Raw genomic sequence first — 25,998 nt, forward strand, 5'->3', positions numbered from 1 at the left:
CGCAGGCACGCGTCAGATATGAAGCCTCTCGCGACTGCTAATTAGGCCTCCGTCCAGTAAGCGTCCGGGCTTTGCCCTGCAACGACACGGTTTTCCTGCGACGATGCGCTCCGGCGTCCGGTTTTCGGACAGAAACTTATTGCCAGAACTTTGTGTCCCTAACTACCTGGGCATACCTCTTCACCCCTCCCCCGGACACGATCGACCGCCCCGCGCCGCCCTCCCGCGACCCCCGCCGGACGCCTTCCGAATACCCTTCGGGCGCCTTCCCGGGTATCTCTTCACCCTCATTTCACACGGCCGCCACCCGCCGTCCAGGTGCCCCGGAGTTCGCGGCTGCCACACTCATCACTCGATGTGGGGAAAGTCCGGGCTATATGCGGCGTGGTGCCCGACGGCCGGAGTCGCGTCGTATACGCGTTCGCGCGGCCACCGCTCAAGGCGCGCGAGGGTTCGGGCGCGTTCCGCCCGCGTTTCATCGGCGGACCGGCGATGCCGCCTGCTCACGGGCACGGCGACGGGGCCGGCGGGCGATGAATGCCGTCCTGGACCGGAGCGTCGGGACATTTCAGGACGTCACACAGCGAAACACGACGAGCGCCGCGGACGGCGGGACCGGTCGTCTGCGGAGGCTCCGTCCGGAGCGCCCGGACTCTCGTCCGAAGCGCTCGGAAGTGTCGGAACGTCGATCTCAGGCCGGTACGGCACAAGGCGTCCCGGCGCCGCGCCCCTGAGAGCGGCCGGGCCGCGTCAGGCCGTCGCGAAGCCGGCGGTCGCGGGCCAGCTCATCCTGATCCGCAGCCCCTTGGCACTCGGGTACACCTCGACGTCGTCGGCGAGCGCCGCGATGACGGCGATGCCGAACCCGGACATCAAGGTGTCGGCCGGGAGCAGGCTGGCCAGCTCGGTCCCGTTGACGGGCGTCGGCGGCCCGTCCCCGTCCTTGTACGCCTGTTCGAGGTCGTCACTCGGGGCCGAGTCGGTGACGGTGACCTCGAACCGCCCCGACTCGTCGCACAGCTCGATGCGGATCGGCTCGCCTGGGCAGTGAACGCGGTGCGCCTCCACTGCCCGAGAGCAGGCCTCACCCACGGCGAGCCGCACTTCGTCCAGCAGAGCCTCCGGTACCCCGGTACGGCGGGCGATCGCGGTGGCGACCAGCCGTGCCGTCCGAACGTGAGCCGGCAGTGCACTGAACGTCAGCTCGACGGTGGCCATGACTACTTGTCTCGGCCGTGAGCTTCCTTGGCCTCTTCGACCGAGGCGTAAATCCCGAAGACCTTCGTCAGACCGGTGATCCGGAAGATCTTCAGGATGCGTTCCTGCGTGCAGACGAGCTCCAGGGAGCCGTCGTGCGCCCGAACGCGCTTGAGCCCGCCGACCAGGACACCAAGTCCAGTGGAATCGAGGAAGTCCACCTTCTCCATGTTGACGAGCAGGTGGAAGTTGCCCTTGTTCACCAGGTCGATCAGCAGCTCACGCAGCCTCGGCGCGGTATAGACGTCGATCTCACCCTCGACTTCCACGATGGTGAGCCGGTCTTCGGTGTGGTGGTCCAACTTCAGATCCACAGATCCTCCAGCGCCTTGCCTGCTGAGTCCACGACGAGGGGTCTGACATGCTGGGACCCCAGGTCCCAGCGCGCAATACCCTGACGCGCGGCATTCAACCACGCCCCGTCTTCGTGTCTATACGAAATCACGACTCCGGGCGACTCTCCCCCAAGATGCCAAACTGGAAACCAGTGACTGCGACTACTTCACCCTCAAGGCGACCAGGCCCGATCCTCACACGCCTGCTCGCGGTGCCCGCACGCCGGGAGCGTGTCACCCATGTGGAACACGTTCCCGCACGTCAGGCGGGTCATGTGCGCTGGCCGGAGTGGGTTGACCAGCGGCTTGTCAGCCGTCTGCGAAATCAGGGCGTCGACGGCCTCTGGGAGCACCAGGCGATGGCCGCCGACCTGGCACATCGTGGCCAAAACGTGATCATCGCCACAGGAACCGCGTCGGGAAAATCTTTGGCCTACCTGGTGCCGGCCGTGTCGGAGATCCTCTCCGGAGGCACCGTCCTTTACCTGACGCCGACCAAGGCCCTCGCCGCCGACCAGCTCCGGTCGCTCGCCGACCTCGGCCTCGACGAGGTGCGCGCGGCGACCTATGACGGCGACACCCCGCCCGACGAGCGCCAGTGGGTGCGGCGGCACGCCAACTACGTGCTGACCAACCCCGACATGCTGCACCGGTCGATGCTCCCCCGCCACTCGGCGTGGACGTCGTTCTGGCGGCGGCTGAAGATGATCGTCGTGGACGAGTGCCACGGCTACCGCGGGGTCTTCGGGTCCCACGTGGCGCAGATCCTCCGCCGGCTGCGCCGGATATGCGGCAAGTACGGCTCCCGGCCGGTGTTCATGCTCGTCTCGGCGACGGTGAGCGACCCCGCGGTCGCGGCGATGCGCCTCACCGGGCTTGAGATGGACGAGGTGACCACGGACGCCTCTCCCAGGGGTTCTACCACCTTCGCGCTGTGGGAGCCGCCCCTGACCGATCTGCGGGGCGAGGGCGGCGCCCCCGTCCGGCGGACGGTGACGGCCGAGACCGCCGACCTGCTGAGCGACCTGGTGATCGACGACGTGCGCACGCTCGCCTTCGTGCGCTCGCGCCGGGGCGCGGAGACGGTCTCGCTCATCGCGCGCGGCAACCTGGAGGAGATCTCGCCCGAGCTCCCCGCCAAGGTCGCCGCCTACCGCGCCGGGTACCTCGCCGAGGACCGGCGGACGCTGGAGAAGGCGCTGCGGTCCGGCGCCATCACCGGGCTCGCGACCACCAACGCCCTGGAACTCGGCATCGACGTCTCCGGGCTCGACGCCGTGCTCATCGCGGGCTGGCCCGGCACCCGGGCGTCGCTCTGGCAGCAGGCAGGCCGCGCCGGCCGTGACGGGCAGGACGCCCTCGCCGTGCTGATCGCCCGTGACGACCCCCTCGACACCTACCTCGTCCACCACCCCGAGGCCCTGTTCGGACGGCCGGTCGAGGCGATCGTGCTGGACCCGGACAACCCGTACGTCCTCGGCCCCCACCTGTGCGCCGCGGCCGCCGAGATCCCGCTGTCCGAGGCCGACCTGCCCACCTTCGGCCCCTCCGCGGCCGAAGTGCTGGACGACCTCGTGGCCCGCGGCCTGCTGCGCCGGCGCGCCCAGGGCTGGTTCTGGACGCGCAGGGACCGCGCCGCCGACCTCGCCGACATCCGCGGCTCGGGCGGGCCCCCGGTGCACGTCGTGGAGGCGTCCACGGGACGGTTGCTCGGCACCGTGGACGAACCCTCCGCCCACACCGCCGTCCACACCGGGGCGGTGTACCTGCACCAAGGCGGCACCTACGTCGTCGAGCAGCTCGACCTGGACGCGAGCGTGGCCCTGGTATCGTCCGCCTCCCCCGACTACTCCACCTTCGCCAGGGACGTGACCGACATCACGGTGCTGGAGTCCGTGCGATCCCACCCGCTCGGGCCGGGCGAGCTGCACTTCGGCACGGTCGAGGTCACCCGCCAGGTCGTCTCCTTCCTCAAGCGCCGCCTCCAGACCGGCGAGGTGCTCGGCGAGGAGCCCCTGGACCTGCCGCCGCGCACGCTGCGCACGCGGGCCGTCTGGTGGACGCTGCCCGAGGAGGTGGTGGCCCCCCTGCGGGCGGCCGGCCTCGACGTCGCCGGCGCCGCGCACGCCGCCGAGCACGCCTCCATCGGCCTGCTGCCCCTCTTCGCCACCTGCGACCGCTGGGACATCGGCGGCGTCTCCACCGAACTGCACCTCGACACCGGCCTGCTCACGGTCTTCGTCTACGACGGCCACGAAGGCGGAGCCGGCTTCGCCGAACGCGGCTACGCCCGCGCCCGCGACTGGCTCACCGCGACTCGCGAGGCCATCGCCTCCTGCGAATGCGACCGCGGCTGCCCCTCCTGCATCCAATCCCCCAAATGCGGCAACGCCAACGACCCCCTAAACAAACCCGGCGCCCAAACCCTCCTAAACCTCCTCCTAACCCCATAACCCATAACTCCACCTCCGGGCGCGCCCCGCCCCCAGCTTGACGATCAGGACCAACCCGCACGTTCACCCCTTTTAAATATCCGGCGCGCCCAAAAGCTCCTTAACCCGCTATCAACCCCCTAACCTCTCACCTCCAAGCCCGACCCTGCCCACCTTGATCGCCACGATCAGCCTCCACGTCAACAAACCCCTGAACAATCCCCGCCCCCTTGATGACCGGGCCCATCCCGCACGTGCAAGAGCCCGTGAACCAACCCGGCTCCCCAACCTTCCTGGACCTGTTTCTGGCCCCCATAACTCCGCCTTCAAAAGGCCGGTCCGGTCGGTTTCATAAGCGGGACCGGTCCTCACGTTCGCCGTACGGCTAGACGGGGCCGGCGCGGGCGGTGGCGGTGAGGGTGTGTGGTCCTGGCCAGGGGACGTTCAAATGAACGGCGACCGTGACGTCCACGGTTCCGTCGTGGAGGACGCAGTTCCGCACGGTGGCCCCATTGGCATGGGCGAGATCGCGTGCCACACCACATGCCGCCTCAGGCTCCGCGAGCGCGTGGCGCGCGGCAGCCAGTGCGCTGAGGTCCGCCGCTGCCTGCGCCCGATGACGCGTCACCCGCACGCCCCCGGCCACCACCGCGACCCCGGCGAGAAACCAGACAACCCCCATGAGCACCACCACCCAAACCGTCCCCGCACCGCGTTCCCACCCCCGTGACACGCGTGCGTTCGAGCGGGTCAGACAGAAGCTGATCATCGTTCGGTATCACTCGTTCAGGCCGGCCATGGATGCGCCCGTCTCCACGTCCGTGCCGGCGGACACGCTCACGCCGGGTTCTGTCGTGGATACGGCCGAGGCGCTGACCGAGATGGGTGGAACGGTGAGGGCCCAGCCAGGATGAATGGCGGCGGAGACGGTGACTCGGCTGATTCGGGAGTGCCGTTCCACCGATACGGAAGCTCCACGAGGACCAGCACGGGCTGCGGCCTCACGCACGCCGTCCAATGGCTCACCTCTGGCGGCGGCCCGAGCTCCCGTTCGAGCGGCATCCACGCACTCCATCTGCGCCGTGATGACCGCGATGCCCCACAGCGCCGCCCCAAGAACAAGCACAAGCGCGGGCAGCGCCACCGCCGTCTCAGCCGTCACAGACCCCTTATCCCGACGCCGAGCCCCGTACGGAGTCCAACTGCACAAAAGAGAAGACACGAGACGCCGTAGCACATAAGAAACCGATCCCAGCGGACGACACCTCAGTACGCTGAACACGAAGAGCACCTCCATACCGCCACCTGAACTCTTGATCCTCACGAGTCGGCTGACCCACTAAACGGCGTGAAACTTACAGCGCCGATGACCAGACCGACGAGGCACAACCGGGCGGTGACACCGATACTGGCAACAAGTCCCATGACGTTGCATAGCCGTCAAATGCGAAAATCCGCCAAACCCTAATTGCAATCACCTTCTACCCACCCCCTCCCACAACACAACATAGTTCCTGCCTGTGTAGATTTACATGACTCTGACTGCAAGAGCCTGATGGCGACAGTTTTTTACGGCGCTCATAACCCTTACTCGCGGAAGTCGATTAGGGCCTGACTCAGGCCCGTTGTCGGCGTACTCCAGCCGTGCCACCTAGCACTTAGTGGCTTGGGAGAGCCGCCCGTCGAGATCAGTGGCGCAATGAGGCGCCAACTGGGCCGAATGTCTTCCTGAACGATCTGTGGTGACGCCAGGTCTCTCGCCATGACGCCCCAGTCCCCGTACCGGCCGAGTATGACTAAGGGCGGGGATGCCCTCAGGTCGCTCCGATCTAGTGGTATGTCCTCAGGTCGCCAGTCCGACGCGCCACCTGAAGCAGGCGCATCAAAGGGATCGGGGGTGGCGACGGGCGTCCGAGTCTTCTAGGGAGGACGGTGAGCGGCCCGTCGCCTGGTACCGAGTCGAGTGGGCTCTAACCCGCCAGCTGCAGGGCTCGGCCGATGACGTCGGACAGCATCTTGCGTACCTCTTCACTGCTGACGATCTTGAAGAGCAGCCCCGCGAACGCGCAGGCCGCGATGGTGCCCACCGCGTATTCGGCGGTCGACATGCCCGCCTCCGCCCGCGCCCGAGCAATGGTCGCGAGCCGACGCCCCTCAGCACGGAAGCGCCCGGCCCACCTCCGCAGCCGGCGCCTGACCGTACGCGCCCTGTTCGCCGACCACACCGCCGGTGCGTGCCGGACGAACGCGCGGATCCACCTCTTCATCGGACCTCCCATGAGTCTCTTCGCGGCCGTGGCTGCCCGCCGCCTCGGCTCGTCGCGCACAACGAGAGTCCCTCAAACGACCAGGGGAAATGGCTCCCGAGCGACGTTCTGTGGATAGATCCGCCACAGTCACGCGTGCCTGTGGACAACCACCACGGGGAAGCTCCCTAGGAGCCGCCGCCTCGGCTGCCGGCCGGGTCCAGGGACCGCATCGACGACCGCCCCGCGGCCTCGCGCCCGCGCAAGAAGAAGAACCCACTCGACGCACCGACGACGGCTTTGCCGTGTTGTCCCGACCGGACGAGGCTTGACCTGTCACCGCAGGGAGCCTGACGTGTGCAGAAGTCTGTCGTCGCCACCCTTCTTCGGCTTCACGTCGATCAGCCGGATCGCAAGGTGGAGCGTCTACCACCCGCCGATCCCGCAGGTGGGCTGTGCTTGCCGGGGTTCAGTCGTGAAAGACCTGTGCGGCGAGTCCGGCGACCACGGGGATGATCCCGAGGAAGACGAAGGCGGGAAGGAAGCAAAGGCCCAGTGGTGCGACGACCTGGACGCCGACGCGCCGAGCGGCGGCCGACGAGGCGGTCCGGACTTCGTGGCGTGCGTCGTCGGCGAGCCTCGCCAGAACGTCGGCGACGGGGGCTCCGCTGAGCGCCGCGCGTGTCATCCCTCGCGCGAGAGCGGCCAGCGAAGCTTCACGCTCCAGGGCCTGCCACGCGTCCTCCGGCCGGGCGCCGAGCCTCAACTGTCCATTGACCCGTGCCAGTTGCTCGCCGAGAGGACCGCGAATCGCCTCTGCCGTGGCCTCTACGGCACCGCCGATGGGCTGACCTGCCTTCAAGCAGGCGACCATCAGGTCGAGGGCGTACGGGAGGTCGGCGACGATGCGTCGTTCACGCCTGCGGGCATCGCCCGGCTTCCGGCGACGCGCCATGATCGCCGCCACGGCACCGACGACCGCGCCGACCGGCAACCCTGGCCAGACACCGGCGAAGAGCAACCCCCCGAATGCGGCCCCGGCCACCGTCACAGCGTCCCGTACTCCTAGAGATCCACGGTTCGGAGGAGGGTTCCCATCCTGATCCGCGAACGACTCGTCACCTCGTTCCAGACCGTGAGACCCACTCCGCAGCCGGGCGAGCCGGTCCGCAGGATCCCACGCCCCGACCGCGAACCAGCCCGCCAACCCCGCCAGCCCAACAGCCACAAGAATCCCCATCACCCATCCCCCGAGATCACACCGCCGACCGCCCCCACCACACGCCACCCCGCCCCAGCCCTCCCGCCCTCCAAGAGCAGGACCGTCCTGTACTCCCGGCACAGCGCATATCGCATCTCTCGCCACCCACTCCGGACACCTTGCGCCCCTGTTCTGCGGGTTGGATCGCCCTCGGGCAGACGAGTTGAGTAGAGCTTGTGATCATGGACGGTGCTCTACAGGCGCTTCTTGAGGTGGTTCCTGTTGTCATATGGCCGTCTGTTGCGCTCGGGCTGCGAGCCAGGTCGTCCACCACAAGCCTGTGACGTCCAGCGCCACACCCACCACGAGGCAGGCGAAGCCGGCCGGGCCGCCGAAGAGGAACGACAGCGGGTGGAGGCCCAGGCCGGCGGCGAGCAGCAGACCCAAGGCCGGAAGCCCGGCGAGAAGGCGCGCGGTCGAACGGGGACCCGCCAACTGGGCCGTGACCTCGGAACGGTGGCCTTCCGCCTCTCGCAGCGAGGTGCCCAGCCGGTCGATCAGGGCGGCCAGCCCACCACCGACGGTCAGGCTAACCCGCCAGCATGCGGCGAGGCGCAGAAGCCCCTCACCGCCATGGTCGGGGGCCGCACGCTCCAGGGCCGCGGCGACGTCCCCGCCATCGCGGGCGATCGCGACCACCGGCCGGAGCACGCCGGGGTCCGGCGGGTCGAGGTAGGAGACGGCACGGGCGAGAGCTTCCCCCGGAGTGCGACCGGTGGACAGTTCCGCCACAAGCCCCTGGCACAGCTCGATCGAGACCCTTCGCCACGCGGCGGCCCGCCGTGCACCCTCAGACCACCGGACAATCCTCGCCGGACGCGCCCATGACCACCGCTTCGGCACACCGTCCGCGCGCAGCAGTCCCCGCAGACGAACGACCTCCCCGGACGGCCCACTCCACACCAGTGCGGCGACCACGCCCAGAACCACCGCGACAGACAACACGTCCAACTCCTCACCCAACGAGCCGACCATCATGATCCAGACCCCGGCAGCAGGAGCCGTCAGGCAGGTCCAATCCGCCCACTCCCTTCACAGACCCTCCAAGCTGCCGCGAAGGAAGTGATTACGCCGATCGCATCCGCGCTCTCTCCCCCATAGACCGCCATCCGAGAGCCCAGCTTCGAGTGATTCCGAGCGCCAAGCCCGCTCCCGGCCCCCTCCTGGCCCGTTCGAGTTTGCTCCGCTGTAGGCCACCATCCGAAAACCCAGCCTCGGACCGAACCGGTCCCGCCGGTCACGCCCTCATTCCTGCCGCCACTTCACGTACCGCTATCTCAGGTGCTCCTTTAGGGAGTGGTGGGGGCTTGGGCGCGTAGGGAGGGAAGCGCGGGGCCGGGGGTGGGTGGGCCGTTGGCGGGGAAGGTCAGGGCTGGGGTGATCTCGATCAGGCCTGAGGGAGCCCGCTCGACCGTGCAGATCTCTGCGACTCGGCGTCGTCCGCCGCCGGGGTCGCGGACCACGTGGATCACCGCATCAAGGGCCGCCGCGATCTGACTGTGGACGGCCTCGCGAGTGAGCCCGGCGGCGCAGGCGAGGGCTTCCAGCCTCGCCGGGACGTCGGCGGGGTTGTTGGCGTGCAAGGTGCCGCAGCCGCCCTCGTGGCCGGTGTTCAAGGCACCCAGGAGGTCGACCACCTCGCTGCCGCGGACCTCCCCTACGACCAGCCGGTCGGGGCGCATGCGCAGGGCTTGGCGGACCAGGTCGCGCAACGTGACCTCGCCGACGCCCTCCAGGTTGGACGGGCGTGTCTCCAGGCGGACGACGTGCGGGTGGAGCGGGCGCAGTTCTGAGGAGTCCTCCACAAGGAGCAGCCGCTCGCCCGGATCGGCGAGGGACAGCATGGCGGAGAGAAGGGTGGTCTTCCCGGTGCCGGTGCCGCCGGTCACGAGGAAGGCGAGGCGTGCGGCGATGATCGCGCGTACGGCGGCGGCGCCAGGGCCTGGGACCAGTTCCTCCAGCGTGAACGACCGGCGGGGCGGGAGCCTGAGGGATACGCACGTTCCTTCGGGGGCCACTGGCGGAAGGATCGCGTGCAGGCGTACCCCGCCGGAGAGGCGCGCGTCCACGTATGGGCAGGCGTCGTCCAGGCGCCGCCCGGCCGCCGCGGCGAGCCGCTGGGCCAGCCGCCGGACCTCGTCCTCGGAGGAGAACACCACCGGCGTGCGGCGCAGGCCGTGGCCGTCGTCGACCCAGACCTCGCGGGCGCCGTTGACGAGCACGTCGGTGACGTCCGGCTCGGCCAGCAAAGGCTCCAGCGGGCCCGCGCCGATGAGGTCTGCCCGCAGGGCGCGCGCCACCGCGAGGACCTCGGCGTCGCCCAGCACGGCCCGTTCGGCGCGCAGCGCGGCCGCGACCTGGGCCGCGGTGGGCTCCGCCGCCGTCCTGGCCAGGCGCACCCTCACCGCCTCGACGAGCTCGGGCGGCACGTTCACCCGGCTCATCCCGGCTCCCCACGGTGATCAAAAACGCCGTGGCGCGAGGGCCGGCCGGTGGAGTGACGTGCGGTCCCGGCGGTGAGTGGCCATGGCGTAGGGGTGGTGAGCCGGCGTGAGGTCTCGTTCAGGAGAGGGCGGCCCGAGCCTTCCGCGACGCGGCGGCGTGAGCTCTCGCTTCTCAGTGAGTCCGAGGGCTCGGTCGTGCGATGGCGTGCGCTCTCGGGCTTTGAAGAGTTCGGACGGTTGGTGGGGTGGTGGGCTGAGATGCGGGGGGTTAGGTAGGTGGTACAGAAGCGGGCTAGAGGGGTGCGGGGGGTTAGGGGCGGGGCGTCGCCGCGGTTGAGGGCTTCGGAGACGCCTCGTTGGTCGGGGAGGACGCCTGCGCAGGGGATGCCGAGGGAAGTGGAGATGACGTCCGGGTGGAGAGTGCCCGCGCGGGCGACGGCCGCGACGGTTGAGGTGTGCCGGCGCAGTTCGATCAGGACCTGGGAGGCCGCGAGGACGCCTCTGACGTCGGCGGGGACGAGAAGCAGGGTGGAGGCCGCTCGGGAGAGCGCCTCGGCCGCCGCGGGGCCGATGTGGCGGGGCAGGTCGACGACGATCAGGTCGCAACCGCGGTGGGCGGCTCCCAGGACGGCGCGCATGGCCTCCGGCGGGATGGGCGGGGACTCGCCGCGGTGCCAGGACAGCACGGTGAGCTCTCCGAACGTCGGCAGCGCCTTCTGCAGCGCGGCGAAGCTGACCCTGCCCTCGCGCTCCGCGATGTCGGGCCATCGGGCGCCGGTGGCCTGTTCCTGGCCGAGGACGACGTCGATGCCGCCGCCGAGCGGATCGGCGTCGATGAGAAGGCTGCGCAACCCTCGCCGTGAGCCCCAGAGCGCGAGGGACGCGGCGAGCACGCTGGCGCCGGAGCCGCCGCGTCCGCCGATGACGCAGATGGTCTCTCCGGCTCTGGCCGAGGGCTCGGACGCTTCCGCGAGCTCGTCCACCAGGCGCCTTTCCTCGGACGGCAGCCGAAGCAGTTCCTGGGCGCCGACGGCCACGCATCTTCGCCAGACCGCGGGGTCGTCCGAGGCGCGGGTCACGAGCAGCACGCCTGGCCGGGAAGGCGGGCCGGTGGCGGCGAGAGCGTCGGCGGCGTCGGCTCCCACGACCACGAGCGGGGCGTGTTTCCAGTACGGGCGGGCGTGCGCCGCCGCGTGCGCCACGTCGATCTCGACGCCGGCCGCGGCGGCGACGCGCAGCAGATCGTCGAGCAGTTCCTGGTCTTCGGTGATCACCAGTGGGCGGTGCATGGGTCCTTCCCTTCCTGCGGTGGAGGACCACTGTGCGCGCTCGCACGCCCACCCAAGGCTCCCGAACTGGATTCTGTGGATAACGTGCCAGGTCTCAGCCCATGCCGTGCCGTGCCGTGCCGAGCTGGGCAGGGCAAGGCAGGGCCGAGTGCGTGGGCGCGCCCCCGGCTGGGTGGGGCCGAATGCTGGGCGAAGGTCCACCGGGTTAGGCGGAGCCGAGCAAGGCGGGACCGGGTGCTGGGCGCTCCGGCTGGGCGGGGCCGGGTGCTGGGCGAGACCCGACTGGGTTGGGCGGAGCCGGGCAGGGTGGGCGGAGCAAGGCGGGACCGAGCCTGGCGTGGGAAAGCACCACCGTAATCACTGGAGCTGTGGACCGGATACCGGTGACCGGGGGCCCATGGGGCGGATACCCGGCGAGGGGCCAGTGGGGCACGTATCGACGAGGCGCGCCTGGGAGCGGGGCGATGGCCGGGGGCGGTGGATCCGGTGCCTGGGGGTGGTCCTGGGGCGGAAGTGTCGCAGGGGAGGAACGGAGGGAAACGGGGGAGAAAAGAGGCGACCCCCGCCGGGGGGGGGGGGGGGAGAGCGGGGGTCGCCAACCGGTCCGGCTCCGGGGGGGTAGAGCCGGTCCCGTTTCAGAAGAAAGTTTTCAGTCCGCGGAGACTGCGGCGCGGCACGGGAAGGTCAAAACTTTCCCAAGACCGTTCGCCACAGTCATGTGGACACCCACGTATGGTGCCCGATGAACTCAAGTTTCGTCGAGGAGCAATCTCTGATTTCCACTAGTTTTTTTCAGCCGTAGCGATGCGGCTACTGGAAGTACGCGAAAATCGGCCCCACCCGCCGTCATCACCGACGGTGATCAGAGACGTTTCACTGGCGCCTGTCAGGAGCCCGGCGAATCCCCCGGGGCGGCCGGACGGCCGGCGGAACCCGCGTACCCCGCTCCGGGGGCGCGGCAACGCCAGGAGTCGGTAAAGGTCTTGCTCCGAGGGGTTCCCATCAGGTCGAATCCGACGTACAAAGGTGGCACGGACCATGTGTCCGAGTACGTCAGCCGGGTACCCACGCGCGACCAGCCGCGGGAGGCGTGTCGAGACGGGCTTGACCCGCTCCGACTGATTCAAGGTGCACGCTTGGTAACCCGGTGTGGCGTACTGGCAACGGCGTCCCACACACGGGACGCCGTTCGCTTCGTCTGAGGCCGTGTTAGGACACCCCTCGTGACGGGAAACCTTCCTGTGGGCCACCAATCGTCTCCGAATACTCGCCGCACGCCCGACGTCACGGCGGGAAATTCTTCGCCGCGACCCGCCAGCCGGGCGGCGAACGGCGTCGCGGCGGCCCTGGAAACCGAAATGCCGGTTACGGGCCGATCAGCTGACAGCTTCGGAACGACCCGTACACACCCCCAATGATCCGATCGATCACCCCGGGAGAACGCCCCCCGGACCCCGGCTCGATCACCCGCGCTGGAGGGCCTCGCAGACGGCGACCGACTCGCGCACGCCCAGCCGGACGGCCTCCGCGCAGTGCCGCACCCAGCCGGCGACCCCTTCCGAGGTGCCCTTCAGGTAGCCCCGCAGGCTCTCCCCGTAGGACTCCCCCAGCTCGACGTGACCGGCCTCGACCACGACGAGGGACTTGGGGTCCAGGCCGAACTCGACCAGCGTGAGGCGCTCGGCGGCCCTGGCGACGATGCCGTCCGCCGTCCCGAACGGGCGGAGCACCGCGATCTCGGCGTGCGCGATCGCGGCGAGCACCAGCGCGGGGGCCTCCGTCGGCGTGGTGATCAGCTGGACGAGGGAGGCGACGCGGGCCGCGGCGGCCTCGGCGCCGGGGGCGGGGCCGAGGCCCTGGAGATCCGACGTCGCGGGGCCGGTGCGCGGGCGTCCGAGCGCATCCTCGCCGGCGACGACCCCGGCGGCGGCCAGCATGTGCAGCCGCGCGAGAACCTGCCGCGGCGCGGTCCGCCAGGTCGCCCCGAGGCGTCCCACTTCGGCGGACACGCGCAGCGCCCCCTGGGCGAGCGCCTGCCCGGCCTCCCCGGAGCGCAGCGTCTCCAGCGGGACGTCGTCGCCTTCGAGGGCAGCGGAGGCGCGGGCGCCGCGCAGGGCCGACTCCGCGGAGACCTCTGGCCTGCGGCGGCGCAGGACGCGGTGGCCGTACAGCCGGTCGACCGCGGCGCGTGCCTCCTGGACGGCCTCGGGGACGCCGGGGAGCCCGGCGATGACTGCCAATGGGTCGCTCACGCCTCCCGACCCTACCTGCGGGTAAACGGGGCGCTCCGGCACCCCCGGCGCGTAGCCCGAAATGCCCCTTATCCGGACCCGGCCAAGGCCCAAAACCCCAATGTCCCCACTGGCCCCCGAATTCCCGAACGGGACCCCTTGGCGCAACAGACCCGACTTGCCATGACATGCCATGAAGTGCCCCAGATGGCCATCTGTCACACTGAGATCACCCTGGACGAAGCCGCGTCCCACCGAGAGCGACCCTCTCCAAGACGCCCTGCGCGCCGACAGAAGAAGAGCCCACCTCATCTCTACCTACGGGTAACCTCGGACCGGACACCCTCCGGCCACACCGCTACCCGCCAGTAGGCTTTGACGCAGGTCAACACAGGGTCAAGGCGTCGCCGACACAAGCCGTCGGATGTGTGGACCGGTTCACAAGACCGCATGGAACAGCCCAAGAGACACATGATCCGCGAATCGGCAAGACCGCTCGGCGCGCGGTTCGCGCCGTTCAACGAACGGCGCGGAGAAAGCCCCGGGTCCGCATGGTATTTGTCATTGGATATCATTCCCACAACGAATCCGCTGCTTTTGTGACTCTTGGTTAAGTCCTTTGTGAAGTGCGCGTGCCCGGTGACGGCCCGCCACCGCCCGTCCGTCCCTCTTGTCCCCACAGCCTCGAGACTGGTGGAGTGGGAACCAGCCGTATCGAGCAAGGCCATGTGAAGGAGTACGTTGTGGCCCCGGAAACCCCTGGTCGTGAGACCCAGGAGACTCTGTCGAACCTGCTGCACGAGACCCGCCGCTTCGAGCCGCCGGCGGAGCTCGCGGCGTCCGCCAACATCACGGCCGACGCCTACGACGAGGCGGAGCGCGATCGTCTCGGCTTCTGGGAACGTGCGGCCGACCGGCTGACCTGGGGACGTCGCTGGGACACCACCCTGGAGTGGAACGCCCCGTTCGCCAAGTGGTTCGTGGGCGGCACGCTGAACGTCGCCTACAACTGCGTCGACCGCCACGTCGAGGCCGGCCGCGGTGACAAGGTGGCCTACCACTGGGAGGGCGAGCCCGACGGCCACAACCGCACCCTGACGTACTCCGACCTGCTGCGCGAGGTCAGCAAGGCCGCCAACGCGCTCACCGAGCTCGGCGTCGGCAAGGGCGACCGCGTCGCGATCTACATGCCCATGATCCCCGAGCTGCCGATCGCGATGCTGGCCTGTGCCCGCATCGGCGCGATCCACTCGGTGGTCTTCGGCGGCTTCTCGGCGGCGGCGCTGAGCGGCCGCATCCAGGACGCCGACGCCAAGCTCGTCATCACCGCCGACGGCGGTTTCCGCCGGGGCGCGCCGAGCGCGCTCAAGCCGACCGTGGACGAGGCCGTCGCCGAGTGCCCGGGCGTCGAGCACGTGCTCGTCGTGCGCCGCACCGGCCAGGACGTCCAGGTGACCGGCAAGGACATCTGGTGGCACGACCTGGTCGACCGGCAGAGCGACACGCACGAGGCCCCGCAGCACGACGCCGAGGACCCGCTGTACATCCTGTACACCAGCGGCACCACCGGGAAGCCGAAGGGCATCCTGCACACCACCGGCGGCTACCTCACCCAGACGGCCTGGACGCACCACGCGGTGTTCGACCTCAAGCCGGAGTCGGACATCTACTGGTGCACCGCCGACATCGGCTGGGTGACCGGCCACTCCTACATCGTGTACGGCCCTCTGACCAACGGCGCGACCAGCGTGATCTACGAGGGCACGCCCGACACCCCGCACAAGGGGCGCTTCTGGGAGGTCGTCCAGAAGTACGGCGTCACCATCCTCTACACCGCCCCCACGGCGATCCGTACGTTCATGAAGTGGGGCGACGACATCCCCGCGAAGTACGACATGTCCTCGCTGCGCGTCCTCGGCTCGGTCGGCGAGCCGATCAACCCCGAGGCGTACGTCTGGTACCGCGAGCACATCGGCGGCGACCGCTGCCCGGTCGTGGACACCTGGTGGCAGACCGAGACCGGCGCCATCATGATCAGCCCGCTGCCCGGCGTGACGGCCGCCAAGCCGGGCGCCGCGATGCGCCCGCTGCCGGGCGTGTCCGCCGACGTCGTGGACGACCAGGGCGTCTCGGTGCCGGACGGCGGCGGCGGCTTCCTGGTGGTCCGCGAGCCGTGGCCGTCCATGCTGCGCGGCATCTGGGGCGACGAGAAGCGCTACACCGACACCTACTGGTCGCGCTTCGACGGCATGTACTTCCCCGGCGACGGCGCCAAGCGCGACGAGGACGGCGACCTGTGGCTGCTCGGCCGCGTGGACGACGTCATGCTCGTCTCCGGCCACAACATCTCGACCACCGAGGTGGAGTCGGCGCTGGTCTCGCACCCGAAGGTCGCCGAGGCGGCCGTCGTGGGCGCGACCGACCCGATCACCGGCCAGGCCATCGTGGCGTTCGTGATCCTGCGCGGCAGCGCGGAGGAGAGCGCGGACATCGCCAAGGAGCTGCGCGACCACGTGGCCAAGTCGCTCGGCCCGATCGCCAAGCCCCGGCAGATCCTGGTCGTGCCCGAGCTGCCGAAGACCCGCTCCGGCAAGATCATGCGCCGTCTGCTCCGCGACGTGGCGGAGAACCGCAGCATCGGCGACGTCACCACGCTGGCCGACAGCTCGGTGATGAACCTGATCTCCCAGAAGCTGCCCTCGGCGTCCACCGAGGACTGACCCGGCTTCGGTAGGGCGCGGATCCGGCTGCGGATCCGCGCCCTACGCTTTTCAGGGACGGACACCCGTGGTCCCCGGTGACGGGCTTCCGTGGCGCCGGCGAGGGAACCGGAGCGGGAGGCGCGACGACAGGCGTCATCACGCAGGATGAATATGACCGGAAAGATCCGATAGGAGAGCGAACATGGCCGCACCGCCCGAGGAGGAGTCACTCGGCGCCCTCGTCGCCCAGGCGACCAACCACATATCCACCCTGGTACGCGCCGAGATCGAGCTGGCGAAGTCCGAGCTCAAGTTCGACGCCAAGCGGGTCGGCACGGCCGCGGGGCTGTTCGGCGTGGCGGCGTTCATGCTGCACCTGTGCCTCATCCTCGCGTCGTTCGCGATCGCCTACGGGCTGGTGCAGCTCGGCATGATGCACTGGCTGGCCTTCACGATCGTCACCGCCTTCTACCTGATCGTGGCCCTGCTGCTCGGGTACGTCGGCTACCGCCGCCTGAAGGGCCTCACCGGCATGAAGCGCACGGCGCGCAGCCTGAGGAACCTCAAGGAGGTCGTCGACCTGGACGACGAGCCGGCCGCGCCGAACGGGCGCCGCGCCGAGCCGTACGGGGCCGGGACGGTGGGCCACCACCGGGTGCCGGTGGGCACCGAGACCGGCTCCCCCGATCCCGGGCACACGAGCCCGCGGCCGTGAGTCCCGCCATGGCCACCCGCCCTGACGAGTCGCTGGCCCGGGTCCCCGGGCCCTGGACGCACCGCTCGGTGCACGCGGGCAACGGCATGTTCCACATCGCCGAGGCGGGTGAGGGGCCGCTGGTGCTGCTGCTGCACGGCTTCCCGCAGTTCTGGTGGACCTGGCGGCGCCAGCTGGCGTCGCTCGCCGGGGCGGGGTACCACGCGGTCGCGGTGGACCTGCGCGGGTACGGCGCCAGCGACAAGCCGCCCCGGGGGTACGACCTGCCGAGCCTCGCGGGCAGCATGGCGGGGCTGATCCGCGCGCTCGGCGAGACCTGCGCGGTCGTCGTCGGGCACGACTGGGGCGGGCTGGTCGCCTGGACCATGGGCGCCCTGGACCCGAAGGTGGTGCGCCGCCTGGCCGTGGTCTCGGCCCCGCACCCGCTGCGGCTGCGCCAGGCCCTGCTCACCGAGCCGTTCGGGCAGCTCAGGGCCAGCGGCCACCTGTTCGGCGCGCAGCTCCCCCTGCTGCCGGAGCGCAGGCTGACCAAGGACGGCGCGGCCCGCGTCGGGCGGCTGCTGGAGGACTGGTCGGGCCCGCACTGGCCCGGCGAGGACGAGGCGCGCACCTACCGCGAGGTGTTCGGCATCCCCACCGTCGCCCACTGCGCGCTCGAATACCACCGCTGGTTCGTGCGCTCGCAGTTCCGCCCGGACGGCAAGCGGTACCGCAAGCTCATGCGCACCGAGCTGGAGATGCCCACGTTGCAGACGCACGGCGCGCTCGACACGTGCACGCTGCCCCGCACCGCCCAGGGGTCCAGCAGGTACGTCGCCGCGCCGTACCGCTGGCGGCTGATCGAAGGGGCCGGCCACTTCCCGCACGAGGAGCGGCCCGAGCAGTTCGACCAGGAGCTGCTGACCTGGCTCGCCGATCCCGAGCCGGACCGATGACCGGGGTCGGCGCCAGGGACCGCGATCCCCTAGGGCGCCCGCGCAACGCCCGGCCCCGGGACGAGTTCGGCCGCCCCCTGCCCAAGGGGACGCCCGGCGTCGAGCGGGTGCCGGACGACTACGCCCCGAGCGCCGGCCGCGCGCTGGCCGACGCCGCCGCCTACCTCGACGAGGGACGGCCCTTCCACGCCCACGAGGTGCTGGAGGCCCGGTGGAAGACCGGCCCGGAGCGGGAACGGCCGCTGTGGCAGGGTCTGGCGCAGATCTGCGTGGGGCTGACGCACCTGCAGCGGGGCAACGCGCGGGGCGCCGCGGCGCTGCTCGGCCGGGGCGCGGCCCGAGTGTCGGAGTACGCGGCCCGCGAGCCGCACCCGGGCGCGCCGGACCTGGCCGAGGCCGTGCGCGTGGCCCGCGGCCTGGCCGAGCGCCCGCCGGACGACCCGGCGGACGCGATCGGCCTGCTGGCCGGCGTGCTCAAGGCCGGCTGACCGCGAGCCCGCCGTACGCCCTTATCGCCGGCGGGCCGGCGCGGGCTAGTCGCAGTCCTGGGTGTCGACGTGGGTGGTGGCGCCGCTGCCGGTGTCGGCGTCCGGGCGCACCTCCTTGGCGGTGAGCGCGTACCCCGTGTCGGGCTGGTCGGTCGCCGCCGCGAAGATCACGCCGTACACCTGCCCGGTCGGCGTGAGCAGCGGCCCGCCGGAGTTGCCCGGCTGCACCAGGCCGCGGATGGCGTACACCTCACGGGTGACGGTCTTGCGCGAGTAGATGTCGGACGCCTTGGCGTTCTGCGTGCCGCGGAGCCTGGCCGCGCTCGTGGTGAACCCCTTGCCCTTGGGGAACCCGGCGATGATCGCGCTGCCCTGCTCCTCGGGCGTGTAGTCGAACTTGAGCGGCGTGACGTTCAGGTCGGGGACGTACAGGATGGCGATGTCCCGATCGGGGTTGTAGAGCACCACCTGCGCGTCGTGGCCGTCGCGCTCGGCGTCGGTGACCCGCAGGTCCTGCGTCACGCCGGCCACCACGTGGGCGTTGGTCATGACGTGGTTCGGCGCGTAGACGAACCCGGTGCCCTCGATGCGCTTGCGGCAGGCGGGCGCGGTGCCCTGCACCTTGACGATCGCGCGCCGGGCGCGCTGCATGCCCGGCCCCTTGACCACGCTGGCGTCGGGTGGCGGGACCTCGATGATGCCGCCGTTGCCGATCGCGTTGAACACCTGCGGGAACTCGGAGGTGTCGACGAACTCCTTGAACGACAGCCGCCAGGCCTTGGCACGCTCGGGCATGGCGGCGTCGACGGTCTGCAGCAGCAGCGAGCCGTTGGTCTGCTGGCGCAGCCACGGGAACGGCGCGACCGAGAGCAGCGAGCCGATCAGCCAGGCGATGACCAGCACCGATAAGGCGCTGGTGAACGTGCCGCCGAGCGCGTCGACCGTGCGCGCGGGCTCCCAGGTGATGTGGCTGCGGACCACCGCGCCGATCGTGGAGCAGGCGAACTGCCCGACGACGGCCGCCAGGAACACGATCACGATCGCGAGCAGCGCCTGGTCGGTGGGCGCGTCGACGACCGCGTGGGCGATCGGCGGCGCGATGAGGACCCCGAGGAACCCGCCGCCGACGAAGCCCAGGAAGCTGAACGCCCCGATGATGAAGCCTTGCCGGTAGCCCGACACGGCGAAGGCAATCACGAGAACAATCAGGATGAAATCGAGGAGATCGCCGCTCACGCTTCAACGGTATCCAGCGCGGCCACACGCCGTGCACGCCTTGGCTCGATATCGTTGGCGGCATGGTATCGATCGGGGGATCGAGCGAGGGTCGCACACACGAGCACCCGGGCACGGGCACACGCGCCTCCCCGTCCTCCGGGGGCCCGCGACCGACGCCGACCATGAACGCCGACACCGCCCACACCCTGACGTCGCGCACCGTGGGCGAGCTGATCGCCATCGCGCTCGCCGACGAAGACCCGGACGGCCCGATCCGCTGGAAGGCCGTGAGCGTCCTGCACGGGCGGGGCGACGCGGAGACCTTCACCGAGGCCAGGCGGCTGTGCGCGGGCGACCACCGCGCCGAGCGGGTGCTCGGGGTGGACATCCTCGGGGAGCTCGGCGCGCCGCAGCGGCCGTTCATCGACAAGACCCTGTCGGTGCTGCGCTACCTGGCGGCCTGCGAGGAGGACGTGCGCGTGCTGCACGCCGTGCTGATCGCCTTCGGGCACCTGCGCGACCCGCGCGCGCTGCCCTCGGTGATCGAGCTGGCCACGCACCCGGACGCCACCGTGCGGTACGGCGCGGCGTACGCCCTGTCGCACGTCCTCGGGCGCCCGCCGGACCCGGCCGGGCTCGCGGCGCTGCGGCGCCTGGCCCGCGACCCGGACGACGACGTCGCCGACTGGGCGGCGCTCGGGCTGATCCTCCCCTAGCGGCGGGCGAGCCTGAGCACCTCGGGCGGGAGGTCCTCCACCCTGCCGTCGTCCCAGGGGCGTGCGAAGCCGGTCAGCGTCAGCACGTCGTTCAGGACGCCGGCCGTGAAGCCCCAGACGAGCATGCCGCGCACCCGGAACGCGGGGCCGGCGTAGCCGCCGGGAAGGCGCAGGCCGAGGCGGTTGCCGGGGTCGGCCAGCTCGGCGAGGGGCACTCGGGCCACGGCGTCCACCTCGTCCGGCGAGGCGGCGTGCACGGCGCAGGGGGTGTGCCACCAGGCCAGCACGGGCGTCACCCGGTTGTCGCTGCGCCAGACGTACAGTTCGGGCAGCGTGCCGAGCACGCGGACCCCGGCGCGGTCCAGGCCGGTCTCCTCCTCGGCCTCGCGCAGGGCGGCGCCCACGGGGCCGCCGTCGCCGGGGTCGACTCCTCCGCCGGGGAAGGCGGGCTGGCCCGCGTGGTTGCGTCCCCGGGCGCTGCGCTGGATCAGCAGGATGTCGGGGCCGTCGGACGACCGGCCGAAGAGCAGGAGGACCGCCGCGGCGCGTCCTCCGGAGGCGGGAGGCCGCAGGGGCGCGGGGACGGGGTGGTCGGCGGCGTTCGCCGCCAGGTCGGTCAGCCAGCCGGGGACGGGATCACTCATGCCATACCTCCTGCGGGGAGCAACATCGGCGCCGCGCGGCTGCTTCCCCGCAGTTCCGCCAGGTTCCGGCCGGGAGCCCCGGCACACCGTCCTATGAGAAGGGCCCGGTGCGCACCAGCTTGGCGGCCTTGTCGGGCTCGGTGGGGCCCTCGCCGAAGGACGGGCAGAGGGTCGCGAGCGGGCACACGCCGCAGGCGGGCTTGCGCGCGTGGCAGATGCGGCGGCCGTGCCAGATCAGGTAGTGGGACATGTCGGTCCACTGGCTCTTGGGGATCAGCTCGCCCACGGCGTGTTCGATCTTGACGGGGTCGGTCTCGGTGGTCCAGCCGAAGCGGCGGGTGAGCCGCTGGAAGTGGGTGTCCACCGTGATGCCGGGGACGTCGAAGGCGTTGCCGAGCACCACGTTGGCGGTCTTCCTGCCGACGCCGGGCAGCGTGACCAGATCCTTGAGCTTGCCGGGGACCTCGCCGCCGTAGCGCTCGCACACGACCTGGGCCATGCCGATGATGCTGTTGGCCTTGGCGCGGAAGAAGCCCGTCGACCGGATGATCTCTTCCAGCTCTTCGCGATCGGCGCCCGCGTAGTCAGCCGCTGTCCGATATTTGGCAAAGAGTACGGGAGTAACCATGTTGACCCTTTTGTCCGTACACTGCGCGGAGAGAATCGTCGCGACCAGCAGCTCAAGAGGGTTGCCGAAGTCGAGTTCGCAGTGGGCATCGGGATAGGTTTCCGCCAGGATTCGGGTCATTCGCCGGGCTCGGCGCACCAGGGCGAGCCGGGACTCCCCAGCGGAGGTCACTTTGCGGGGCACCCCGACAGCCTACGCGGACGGGCTCCATGAGACTCCCTTGATGCGGTACGTCACAATGTCTAACAGCGCGCGCCCCCCAGGCGTGGTGCGCAGTCGTGCGGGCGCGACACTGGAACGAGGAGGCACCGTGAATACCGACGACGTGCTGGGTAAGGCCCCTTTGTTCGCCGCGCTCGACCGCGAGGGTGCCGCCGCGCTCCGCACGAGCATCACCGAGGTCCAGCTCCACAAGGGCCAGACCTTGTTCAGTGAGGGCGAGACCGGCGACAGGCTCTACGTCGTCCTGGACGGGAAGATCAAGCTGATCCGCACCGCCCCCGACGGCCGCGAGAACCTTCTGAGCGTGCTCGGACCAGGCGAGATGTTCGGCGAGCTCTCGCTGTTCGACCCGCGTCCCCGTACGGCGAGCGCCATCGCGCTCACCGACGTCCGGCTCGCCGGGCTGGGGCACGACGACCTGCGGCCATGGCTGACCGGGCGTCCCGAGGTCGCCCTCCACCTGTTGCGCGCCCTCGCCCAGCGGTTGCGGCGCACCAACGACGTCATGGCCGACCTGGTCTTCACCGACGTCCCCGGACGGGTCGGCAAGGCGCTGCTCGACCTGGCCGAGCGCTTCGGCCAGCGCACCGAGGAGGGCCTGCGGGTCCACCACGACCTCACCCAGGAGGAGCTGGCGCAGTACGTCGGCGCCTCCCGCGAGACCGTCAACAAGGCGCTGGCCGACTTCGCCCAGCGCGGCTGGCTGCGCATCGAGGCCAAGGCCGTCGTCATCATGGACGCCGACCGCCTCTACGCCCGCTCCCGCTGAGCGCGCCGGACGCCGCCGGTCACGCGCCGTCGAGGTAGGCGAGCTGCGCCCGCACCGACATCTCGGCCGCCGGTTGCAGGTCCTCCTCCAACCCCGCGTACACGATCGCGACGATCTCGGCGGGCGTTCCCGCGCCGTCCCGCCGTGCGCGGGCGATCTGGTCCAGGCGTTGGCGCCGGTGGGCGATGTAGGCGTCCAGCGCGGCGATCGGCTCGGGCAGCACCGGGCCGTGCCCCGGCAGCAGGGCCTTGGCGGCGGTGACCTCCGCGCCGGCCCGCAGCCGGTCCAGGCTGCGCAGGTAGTCGGCGAGGTCGCCGTCGGGGGCGATCACCGTCGTCCCCCTGCCGAGGATCGTGTCGCCGGTCAGCATCGCCTCGTCGGCGGGCAGCCAGAAGCACAGCGAGTCGAACGAGTGCCCCGGCGTGCCGACGACGCGCAGCTCGACGCCGCCGCCGGTCACCACGTCGCCGTCGCAGAGCCCTTCGTCACCGAGGACGTGCCGGGGGTCCAGGGCGCGCACCGGCGCGCCGACCATGCGGGCGAACCGCGCGGCGCCGCCGCTGTGGTCCTCGTGCCCGTGGGTCAGCAGGATCGCGGCCACACGCCGGTCGCCCAGGTGGCCGGCGACGCGGCGCAGGTGCCGCTCGTCGTCCGGCCCCGGGTCGACGACCAGCGCGGTCGCGGCGTCAGGCTCGCCGATCACCCAGGTGTTGGTGCCGTCCAGGGTCATGGGCGAGGCGTTGGGCGCGAGCACGCCGGTCGCGCGCGTGGTGCCGGAGCCGTCCGGACCGCCGAGGGGGATTCGCAGGCCGCTCATGACACCCCATCATGACCTTCGGGGATGACCAGCCACATCTCGCCCTCCACCTCGGCGGCGCGCGGCTGGAAGGTCACGACCCGCCGCTCGCTGGCCAGGACCGACGCGACGTCCTCGAACGCCGCGACCTCCGTCAGCGTGCGGATCGTCGGGGGCATCAGGAAGATCTCTCCGGCGTCCGCCCGGCGCAGCGCCTCGCCGGGGCGCATCCACGCCACCTGGTCGGCCTCGCCGCCCACGTCGCGGGTGCGCTGGCCCGGCGGCAGCGCCGCCACGAAGAACCGCGTGTCGAACCGCTTGCTCTCGACGTCCGGCGTGATCCAGTGCGCCCAGGGCCGCAGCAGGTCGGTCCTGAGCACCAGGCCACGCCGGTCCAGGAACTCCGCCAGCGACAGCTCACGGGCGATCAGCGCCTCGCGGTCGGCCTCCCAGTCGTCGCCGGTGGTGTCGGCGACCAGCGTGTCCGGGCTCGGCCCCGCCAGCAGCACGCCGGACTCCTCGAACGTCTCGCGCACGGCCGCGCAGACCAGCCCGCGCGCCGTCGTGGCGTCCGCGCCGAACGCGCGCGCCCACACCTCCGGGGAGGGGCCCGCCCAGGCCACCCGGCGGTCGGCGTCACGCGGGTCCACGCCGCCGCCGGGGAAGACGTACGCCCCGGCGGCGAAGCTCATGCTCGTGCTGCGCCTGAGCAGGTAGACCTCTACGCCGCCGCCCGAGGGGCGCAGCAGCACGACGGTCGCGGCGTCCCTGGCCGGGACGGGGGCGATCTCACCGGCGAGGATCGCCCGCGCCCGCACACCGGACTCGCCGCGCAGCGGGATGCCGTTCATCTCACCTCGGCGATCAGCTCCACCTCGACCGGGGCGTCCAGCGGCAGCACCGCGACGCCGACGGCGCTGCGCGCGTGCCGCCCGGCGTCCCCGAACACCTCGCCCAGAAGCTCGCTGGCTCCGTTGATCACCTGCGGCTGGCCGGTGAAGCCCGGAGCGCTCGCCACGAAGCCGACCACCTTGACGATGCGCACGATGTTGGACAGGCCGCCCGCCACCGAGGCCACCGCCGCCAGCGCGTTCAGCGCGCAGACGCGGGCCTGCTCCTTGGCCAGGTCGGCGTCCAGGTCGGCGCCGACCTTGCCGGTGACGGCGAGCTTGCCGTCCACCAGCGGCAACTGGCCCGAGGTGTACACGTGATCGCCCGTGCGCACGGCCGGCACGTACGCGGCCAGCGGCGGCACGACCTCGGGCAACGTCAGGCCGAGCCCGGCCAGCCGCTCCTCGGGTGTGCTCACTGCTTCACTCTCTTCAGGTAGGCGACGAGCTGCTCGGCGTTCGGGCCGGGGATGACGGTGACGAGCTCCCAGCCGTCCTCGCCCCACTGGTCGAGGATCTGCTTGGTGGCATGGGTCAGCAGCGGGACCGTCGCGTATTCGAAGCTGTTCATGGTGAGACTGTAGACGGATCGGGGGCGGCCGGGTCCCGGGCGGGGACCTTTTGCAAACTATCAACGATGACCGGAAAAGCCCCTGGTGTAGGGCTTTTCGCCGGTCATGGGCGACGGGCGGGTGTCGAGGGGGTGGGGAACGGCGAATCGCCAAGTGACCGTTGGGTAGCCTTCGAGACGTGAGCGCTCGCGACATCGACTGGGACGGCGTGCGGCTGCACGTCGTCACCGGCAAGGGTGGCACCGGCAAGACCACGGTGGCCGCCGCCCTGGCACTGGCCCTCGCCGCGGGCGGCAAGAAGGTCCTCCTCGTCGAGGTCGAAGGACGGCAGGGCATCGCCCAGGTCTTCGACACCCCGCCACTGCCCTACGAGGAGCGCAAGATCGCCGTCGCCCCGGGCGGCGGCGACGTCTACGCCCTCGCCGTGGACCCCGAAGAGGCCATGCTCGAATACGTCGAGATGTTCTACGGCATGCGGCGCGCGGGCAAGGCGCTCAACAAGATCGGCCTGGTCGACTTCGCGACAACCATCGCCCCCGGCCTGCGCGACGTGCTCGTCACCGGCAAGACCAGCGAGGCCGTGCGCCGCCGCGACAAGTCGGGCAGGCGCCTGTACGACGCCGTCGTCATGGACGCGCCGCCCACCGGCAGGATCACCCGCTTCCTCAACGTGACCTCCGAGGTCGCCGGGCTCGCCCGCATCGGCCCGGTCAAGAACCACGCCGACCTGGTGCGCGGCGTCGTGGCCTCGCCCGAGACCGCCGTGCACTTCGTCACGCTGCTGGAGGAGATGCCCGTTCAGGAGACCCTTGACGGCGTCGAGAGCCTGCGCGCCGCCAACCTGCCCGTGGGCGGCGTTTTCATCAACATGGTGCGCCCCGAGCTGCTGCCCAAGGTCGCCCTGGACGCCGCCGCGAAGGGCTCCTTCGACCCGGGCGAGCTGGCGCTCGGGCTCAAGGCCGCCGGGCTCGCCGACGGCCCCGCCGACGCGTCCGCGATCGCCGAGGCCCTGGCCGCCGAGATCGCCGAGCATGCCCGGCGCACGTCGTTGGAACGGCGCGAGCGCCGTGCGCTGGCCCGAGCCAAGATCCCGCGCTATGACCTGCCGCTGCTGACCGACGGCGCCGACCTGGCCGGGCTGCACGAGCTGGCGCAGGCCATCCGCGCGCAGGGAGCGGCGTGAACGTCGGGCACATCGGGCACATCGT

At 70.9% G+C, this 25,998-nt stretch carries 25 protein-coding genes; 8 read left to right on the forward strand and 17 right to left on the reverse strand.

Going from position 1 to position 25,998, the window contains the following annotated elements; all coding sequences use genetic code 11:
* Nucleotides 1-750: 750 nt before the first annotated feature.
* Both BJ982_RS03000 and BJ982_RS03005 read right to left on the reverse strand, forming a co-directional pair.
* A complete protein-coding gene (locus tag BJ982_RS03000; RefSeq protein ID WP_184876323.1) occupies nucleotides 751-1,218 on the reverse strand; it encodes an ATP-binding protein in 468 nt (155 codons plus the stop codon).
* Nucleotides 1,219-1,220: 2 nt separating this feature from the next.
* Nucleotides 1,221-1,571 carry an STAS domain-containing protein gene (locus BJ982_RS03005; protein ID WP_114029683.1) on the reverse strand — a complete coding sequence of 117 codons (351 nt, stop codon included), beginning with the start codon at nucleotides 1,569-1,571 and terminating at the stop codon, nucleotides 1,221-1,223.
* Nucleotides 1,572-1,726: 155 nt separating this feature from the next.
* Here BJ982_RS03005 and BJ982_RS03010 point away from each other — a divergent pair, with 155 nt between their 5' ends.
* A complete protein-coding gene (locus BJ982_RS03010; protein ID WP_184876325.1) occupies nucleotides 1,727-4,045 on the forward strand; it encodes a DNA 3'-5' helicase SftH in 2,319 nt (772 codons plus the stop codon).
* Between the two features lie 364 nt (nucleotides 4,046-4,409).
* On the opposite strand, the gene BJ982_RS40845 is transcribed toward BJ982_RS03010, so the two are convergent.
* From BJ982_RS40845 to BJ982_RS03050, 8 genes are all read right to left on the reverse strand, one after another.
* On the reverse strand, nucleotides 4,410-4,793 hold the full coding sequence (locus BJ982_RS40845) for an Rv3654c family TadE-like protein (RefSeq protein ID WP_376697681.1): 384 nt from the start codon (nucleotides 4,791-4,793) through the stop codon (nucleotides 4,410-4,412).
* Between the two features lie 9 nt (nucleotides 4,794-4,802).
* Nucleotides 4,803-5,321 (reverse strand): TadE family type IV pilus minor pilin, encoded by a 519-nt coding sequence (locus BJ982_RS40235; RefSeq protein WP_184876330.1) that lies wholly within the window; start codon nucleotides 5,319-5,321, stop codon nucleotides 4,803-4,805.
* Between the two features lie 673 nt (nucleotides 5,322-5,994).
* Nucleotides 5,995-6,303: a DUF4244 domain-containing protein gene (locus BJ982_RS03025; protein WP_311772219.1), complete on the reverse strand. Its 309-nt coding sequence runs from the start codon at nucleotides 6,301-6,303 to the stop codon at nucleotides 5,995-5,997.
* A 436-nt stretch (nucleotides 6,304-6,739) separates the two neighbouring features.
* Nucleotides 6,740-7,321: a type II secretion system F family protein gene (locus BJ982_RS03030; RefSeq protein WP_239123267.1), complete on the reverse strand. Its 582-nt coding sequence runs from the start codon at nucleotides 7,319-7,321 to the stop codon at nucleotides 6,740-6,742.
* Nucleotides 7,322-7,756: 435 nt separating this feature from the next.
* Nucleotides 7,757-8,509, reverse strand: a complete 753-nt coding sequence (locus BJ982_RS03035) for a type II secretion system F family protein (protein WP_184876334.1) — start codon at nucleotides 8,507-8,509, stop codon at nucleotides 7,757-7,759.
* Between the two features lie 311 nt (nucleotides 8,510-8,820).
* Nucleotides 8,821-9,975: a TadA family conjugal transfer-associated ATPase gene (locus BJ982_RS03040; protein WP_184876336.1), complete on the reverse strand. Its 1,155-nt coding sequence runs from the start codon at nucleotides 9,973-9,975 to the stop codon at nucleotides 8,821-8,823.
* Complete coding sequence (gene ssd, locus BJ982_RS03045) at nucleotides 9,972-11,264, reverse strand: septum site-determining protein Ssd (protein ID WP_184876338.1); 1,293 nt, start codon at nucleotides 11,262-11,264, stop codon at nucleotides 9,972-9,974. The genes BJ982_RS03040 and ssd overlap by 4 nt, the downstream gene beginning before the upstream one ends.
* 1,463 nt (nucleotides 11,265-12,727) lie before the next feature.
* Nucleotides 12,728-13,516 (reverse strand): Fic family protein, encoded by a 789-nt coding sequence (locus BJ982_RS03050; RefSeq protein WP_184876340.1) that lies wholly within the window; start codon nucleotides 13,514-13,516, stop codon nucleotides 12,728-12,730.
* A 722-nt stretch (nucleotides 13,517-14,238) separates the two neighbouring features.
* Between BJ982_RS03050 and acs the strand changes: the two genes are divergently transcribed.
* The 4 genes from acs (at nucleotide 14,239) to BJ982_RS03070 (ending at nucleotide 18,335) form a co-directional block, all read left to right on the forward strand.
* Nucleotides 14,239-16,215, forward strand: coding sequence for an acetate--CoA ligase (gene acs, locus BJ982_RS03055; protein WP_184876342.1), 1,977 nt, complete (start codon nucleotides 14,239-14,241; stop codon nucleotides 16,213-16,215).
* A 184-nt stretch (nucleotides 16,216-16,399) separates the two neighbouring features.
* A complete protein-coding gene (locus BJ982_RS03060) occupies nucleotides 16,400-16,912 on the forward strand; it encodes a phage holin family protein (RefSeq protein WP_184876344.1) in 513 nt (170 codons plus the stop codon).
* Between the two features lie 8 nt (nucleotides 16,913-16,920).
* Complete coding sequence (locus BJ982_RS03065) at nucleotides 16,921-17,847, forward strand: alpha/beta fold hydrolase (RefSeq protein ID WP_184876346.1); 927 nt, start codon at nucleotides 16,921-16,923, stop codon at nucleotides 17,845-17,847.
* Nucleotides 17,844-18,335, forward strand: a complete 492-nt coding sequence (locus BJ982_RS03070) for a DUF309 domain-containing protein (protein ID WP_184876348.1) — start codon at nucleotides 17,844-17,846, stop codon at nucleotides 18,333-18,335. The genes BJ982_RS03065 and BJ982_RS03070 overlap by 4 nt, the downstream gene beginning before the upstream one ends.
* A gap of 45 nt (nucleotides 18,336-18,380) precedes the next feature.
* Here BJ982_RS03070 and BJ982_RS03075 read toward each other — a convergent pair whose 3' ends face one another.
* The gene (locus BJ982_RS03075; RefSeq protein WP_184876350.1) at nucleotides 18,381-19,571 is read right to left on the reverse strand and encodes a MarP family serine protease; all 1,191 of its coding nucleotides are present in this window, start codon (nucleotides 19,569-19,571) and stop codon (nucleotides 18,381-18,383) included.
* Between the two features lie 164 nt (nucleotides 19,572-19,735).
* On the opposite strand from BJ982_RS03075, the gene BJ982_RS03080 reads away from it, so the two are divergent.
* A complete protein-coding gene (locus BJ982_RS03080; protein ID WP_184876352.1) occupies nucleotides 19,736-20,269 on the forward strand; it encodes a HEAT repeat domain-containing protein in 534 nt (177 codons plus the stop codon).
* Here BJ982_RS03080 and BJ982_RS03085 read toward each other — a convergent pair.
* Both BJ982_RS03085 and nth read right to left on the reverse strand, forming a co-directional pair.
* Nucleotides 20,266-20,913: an NUDIX hydrolase gene (locus BJ982_RS03085; RefSeq protein ID WP_184876354.1), complete on the reverse strand. Its 648-nt coding sequence runs from the start codon at nucleotides 20,911-20,913 to the stop codon at nucleotides 20,266-20,268. The two genes, BJ982_RS03080 and BJ982_RS03085, sit on opposite strands and share 4 nt — an antisense overlap.
* 91 nt (nucleotides 20,914-21,004) lie before the next feature.
* The gene (nth, locus tag BJ982_RS03090; RefSeq protein WP_373869670.1) at nucleotides 21,005-21,724 is read right to left on the reverse strand and encodes an endonuclease III; all 720 of its coding nucleotides are present in this window, start codon (nucleotides 21,722-21,724) and stop codon (nucleotides 21,005-21,007) included.
* Nucleotides 21,725-21,851: 127 nt separating this feature from the next.
* Between nth and BJ982_RS03095 the strand changes: the two genes are divergently transcribed.
* Nucleotides 21,852-22,532: a Crp/Fnr family transcriptional regulator gene (locus tag BJ982_RS03095; protein ID WP_184608933.1), complete on the forward strand. Its 681-nt coding sequence runs from the start codon at nucleotides 21,852-21,854 to the stop codon at nucleotides 22,530-22,532.
* A gap of 19 nt (nucleotides 22,533-22,551) precedes the next feature.
* On the opposite strand, the gene BJ982_RS03100 is transcribed toward BJ982_RS03095, so the two are convergent.
* The 4 genes from BJ982_RS03100 to sp36 are packed head-to-tail and all read right to left on the reverse strand — an operon-like array spanning nucleotide 22,552 to nucleotide 24,789.
* Nucleotides 22,552-23,349, reverse strand: coding sequence for an MBL fold metallo-hydrolase (locus BJ982_RS03100; RefSeq protein WP_184876356.1), 798 nt, complete (start codon nucleotides 23,347-23,349; stop codon nucleotides 22,552-22,554).
* Nucleotides 23,346-24,179 (reverse strand): NUDIX hydrolase, encoded by an 834-nt coding sequence (locus BJ982_RS03105; protein ID WP_184876358.1) that lies wholly within the window; start codon nucleotides 24,177-24,179, stop codon nucleotides 23,346-23,348. Before BJ982_RS03105 ends, BJ982_RS03100 begins: the two co-directional genes overlap by 4 nt.
* On the reverse strand, nucleotides 24,176-24,637 hold the full coding sequence (locus BJ982_RS03110) for a RidA family protein (RefSeq protein WP_184876360.1): 462 nt from the start codon (nucleotides 24,635-24,637) through the stop codon (nucleotides 24,176-24,178). The genes BJ982_RS03105 and BJ982_RS03110 overlap by 4 nt, the downstream gene beginning before the upstream one ends.
* Entirely contained in the window at nucleotides 24,634-24,789 is a 156-nt protein-coding gene (sp36, locus tag BJ982_RS03115) for a Sp36 family protein (RefSeq protein WP_184876362.1), read from the reverse strand. Before sp36 ends, BJ982_RS03110 begins: the two co-directional genes overlap by 4 nt.
* Nucleotides 24,790-24,968: 179 nt before the next feature.
* Between sp36 and bagA the strand changes: the two genes are divergently transcribed.
* Nucleotides 24,969-25,973 (forward strand): ATPase BagA, encoded by a 1,005-nt coding sequence (gene bagA / locus BJ982_RS03120; protein WP_184876363.1) that lies wholly within the window; start codon nucleotides 24,969-24,971, stop codon nucleotides 25,971-25,973.
* Nucleotides 25,974-25,998: the final 25 nt, after the last annotated feature.

It is taken from the genome of Sphaerisporangium siamense, from assembly GCF_014205275.1.
GTDB classification, from domain to species: domain Bacteria; phylum Actinomycetota; class Actinomycetes; order Streptosporangiales; family Streptosporangiaceae; genus Sphaerisporangium; species Sphaerisporangium siamense.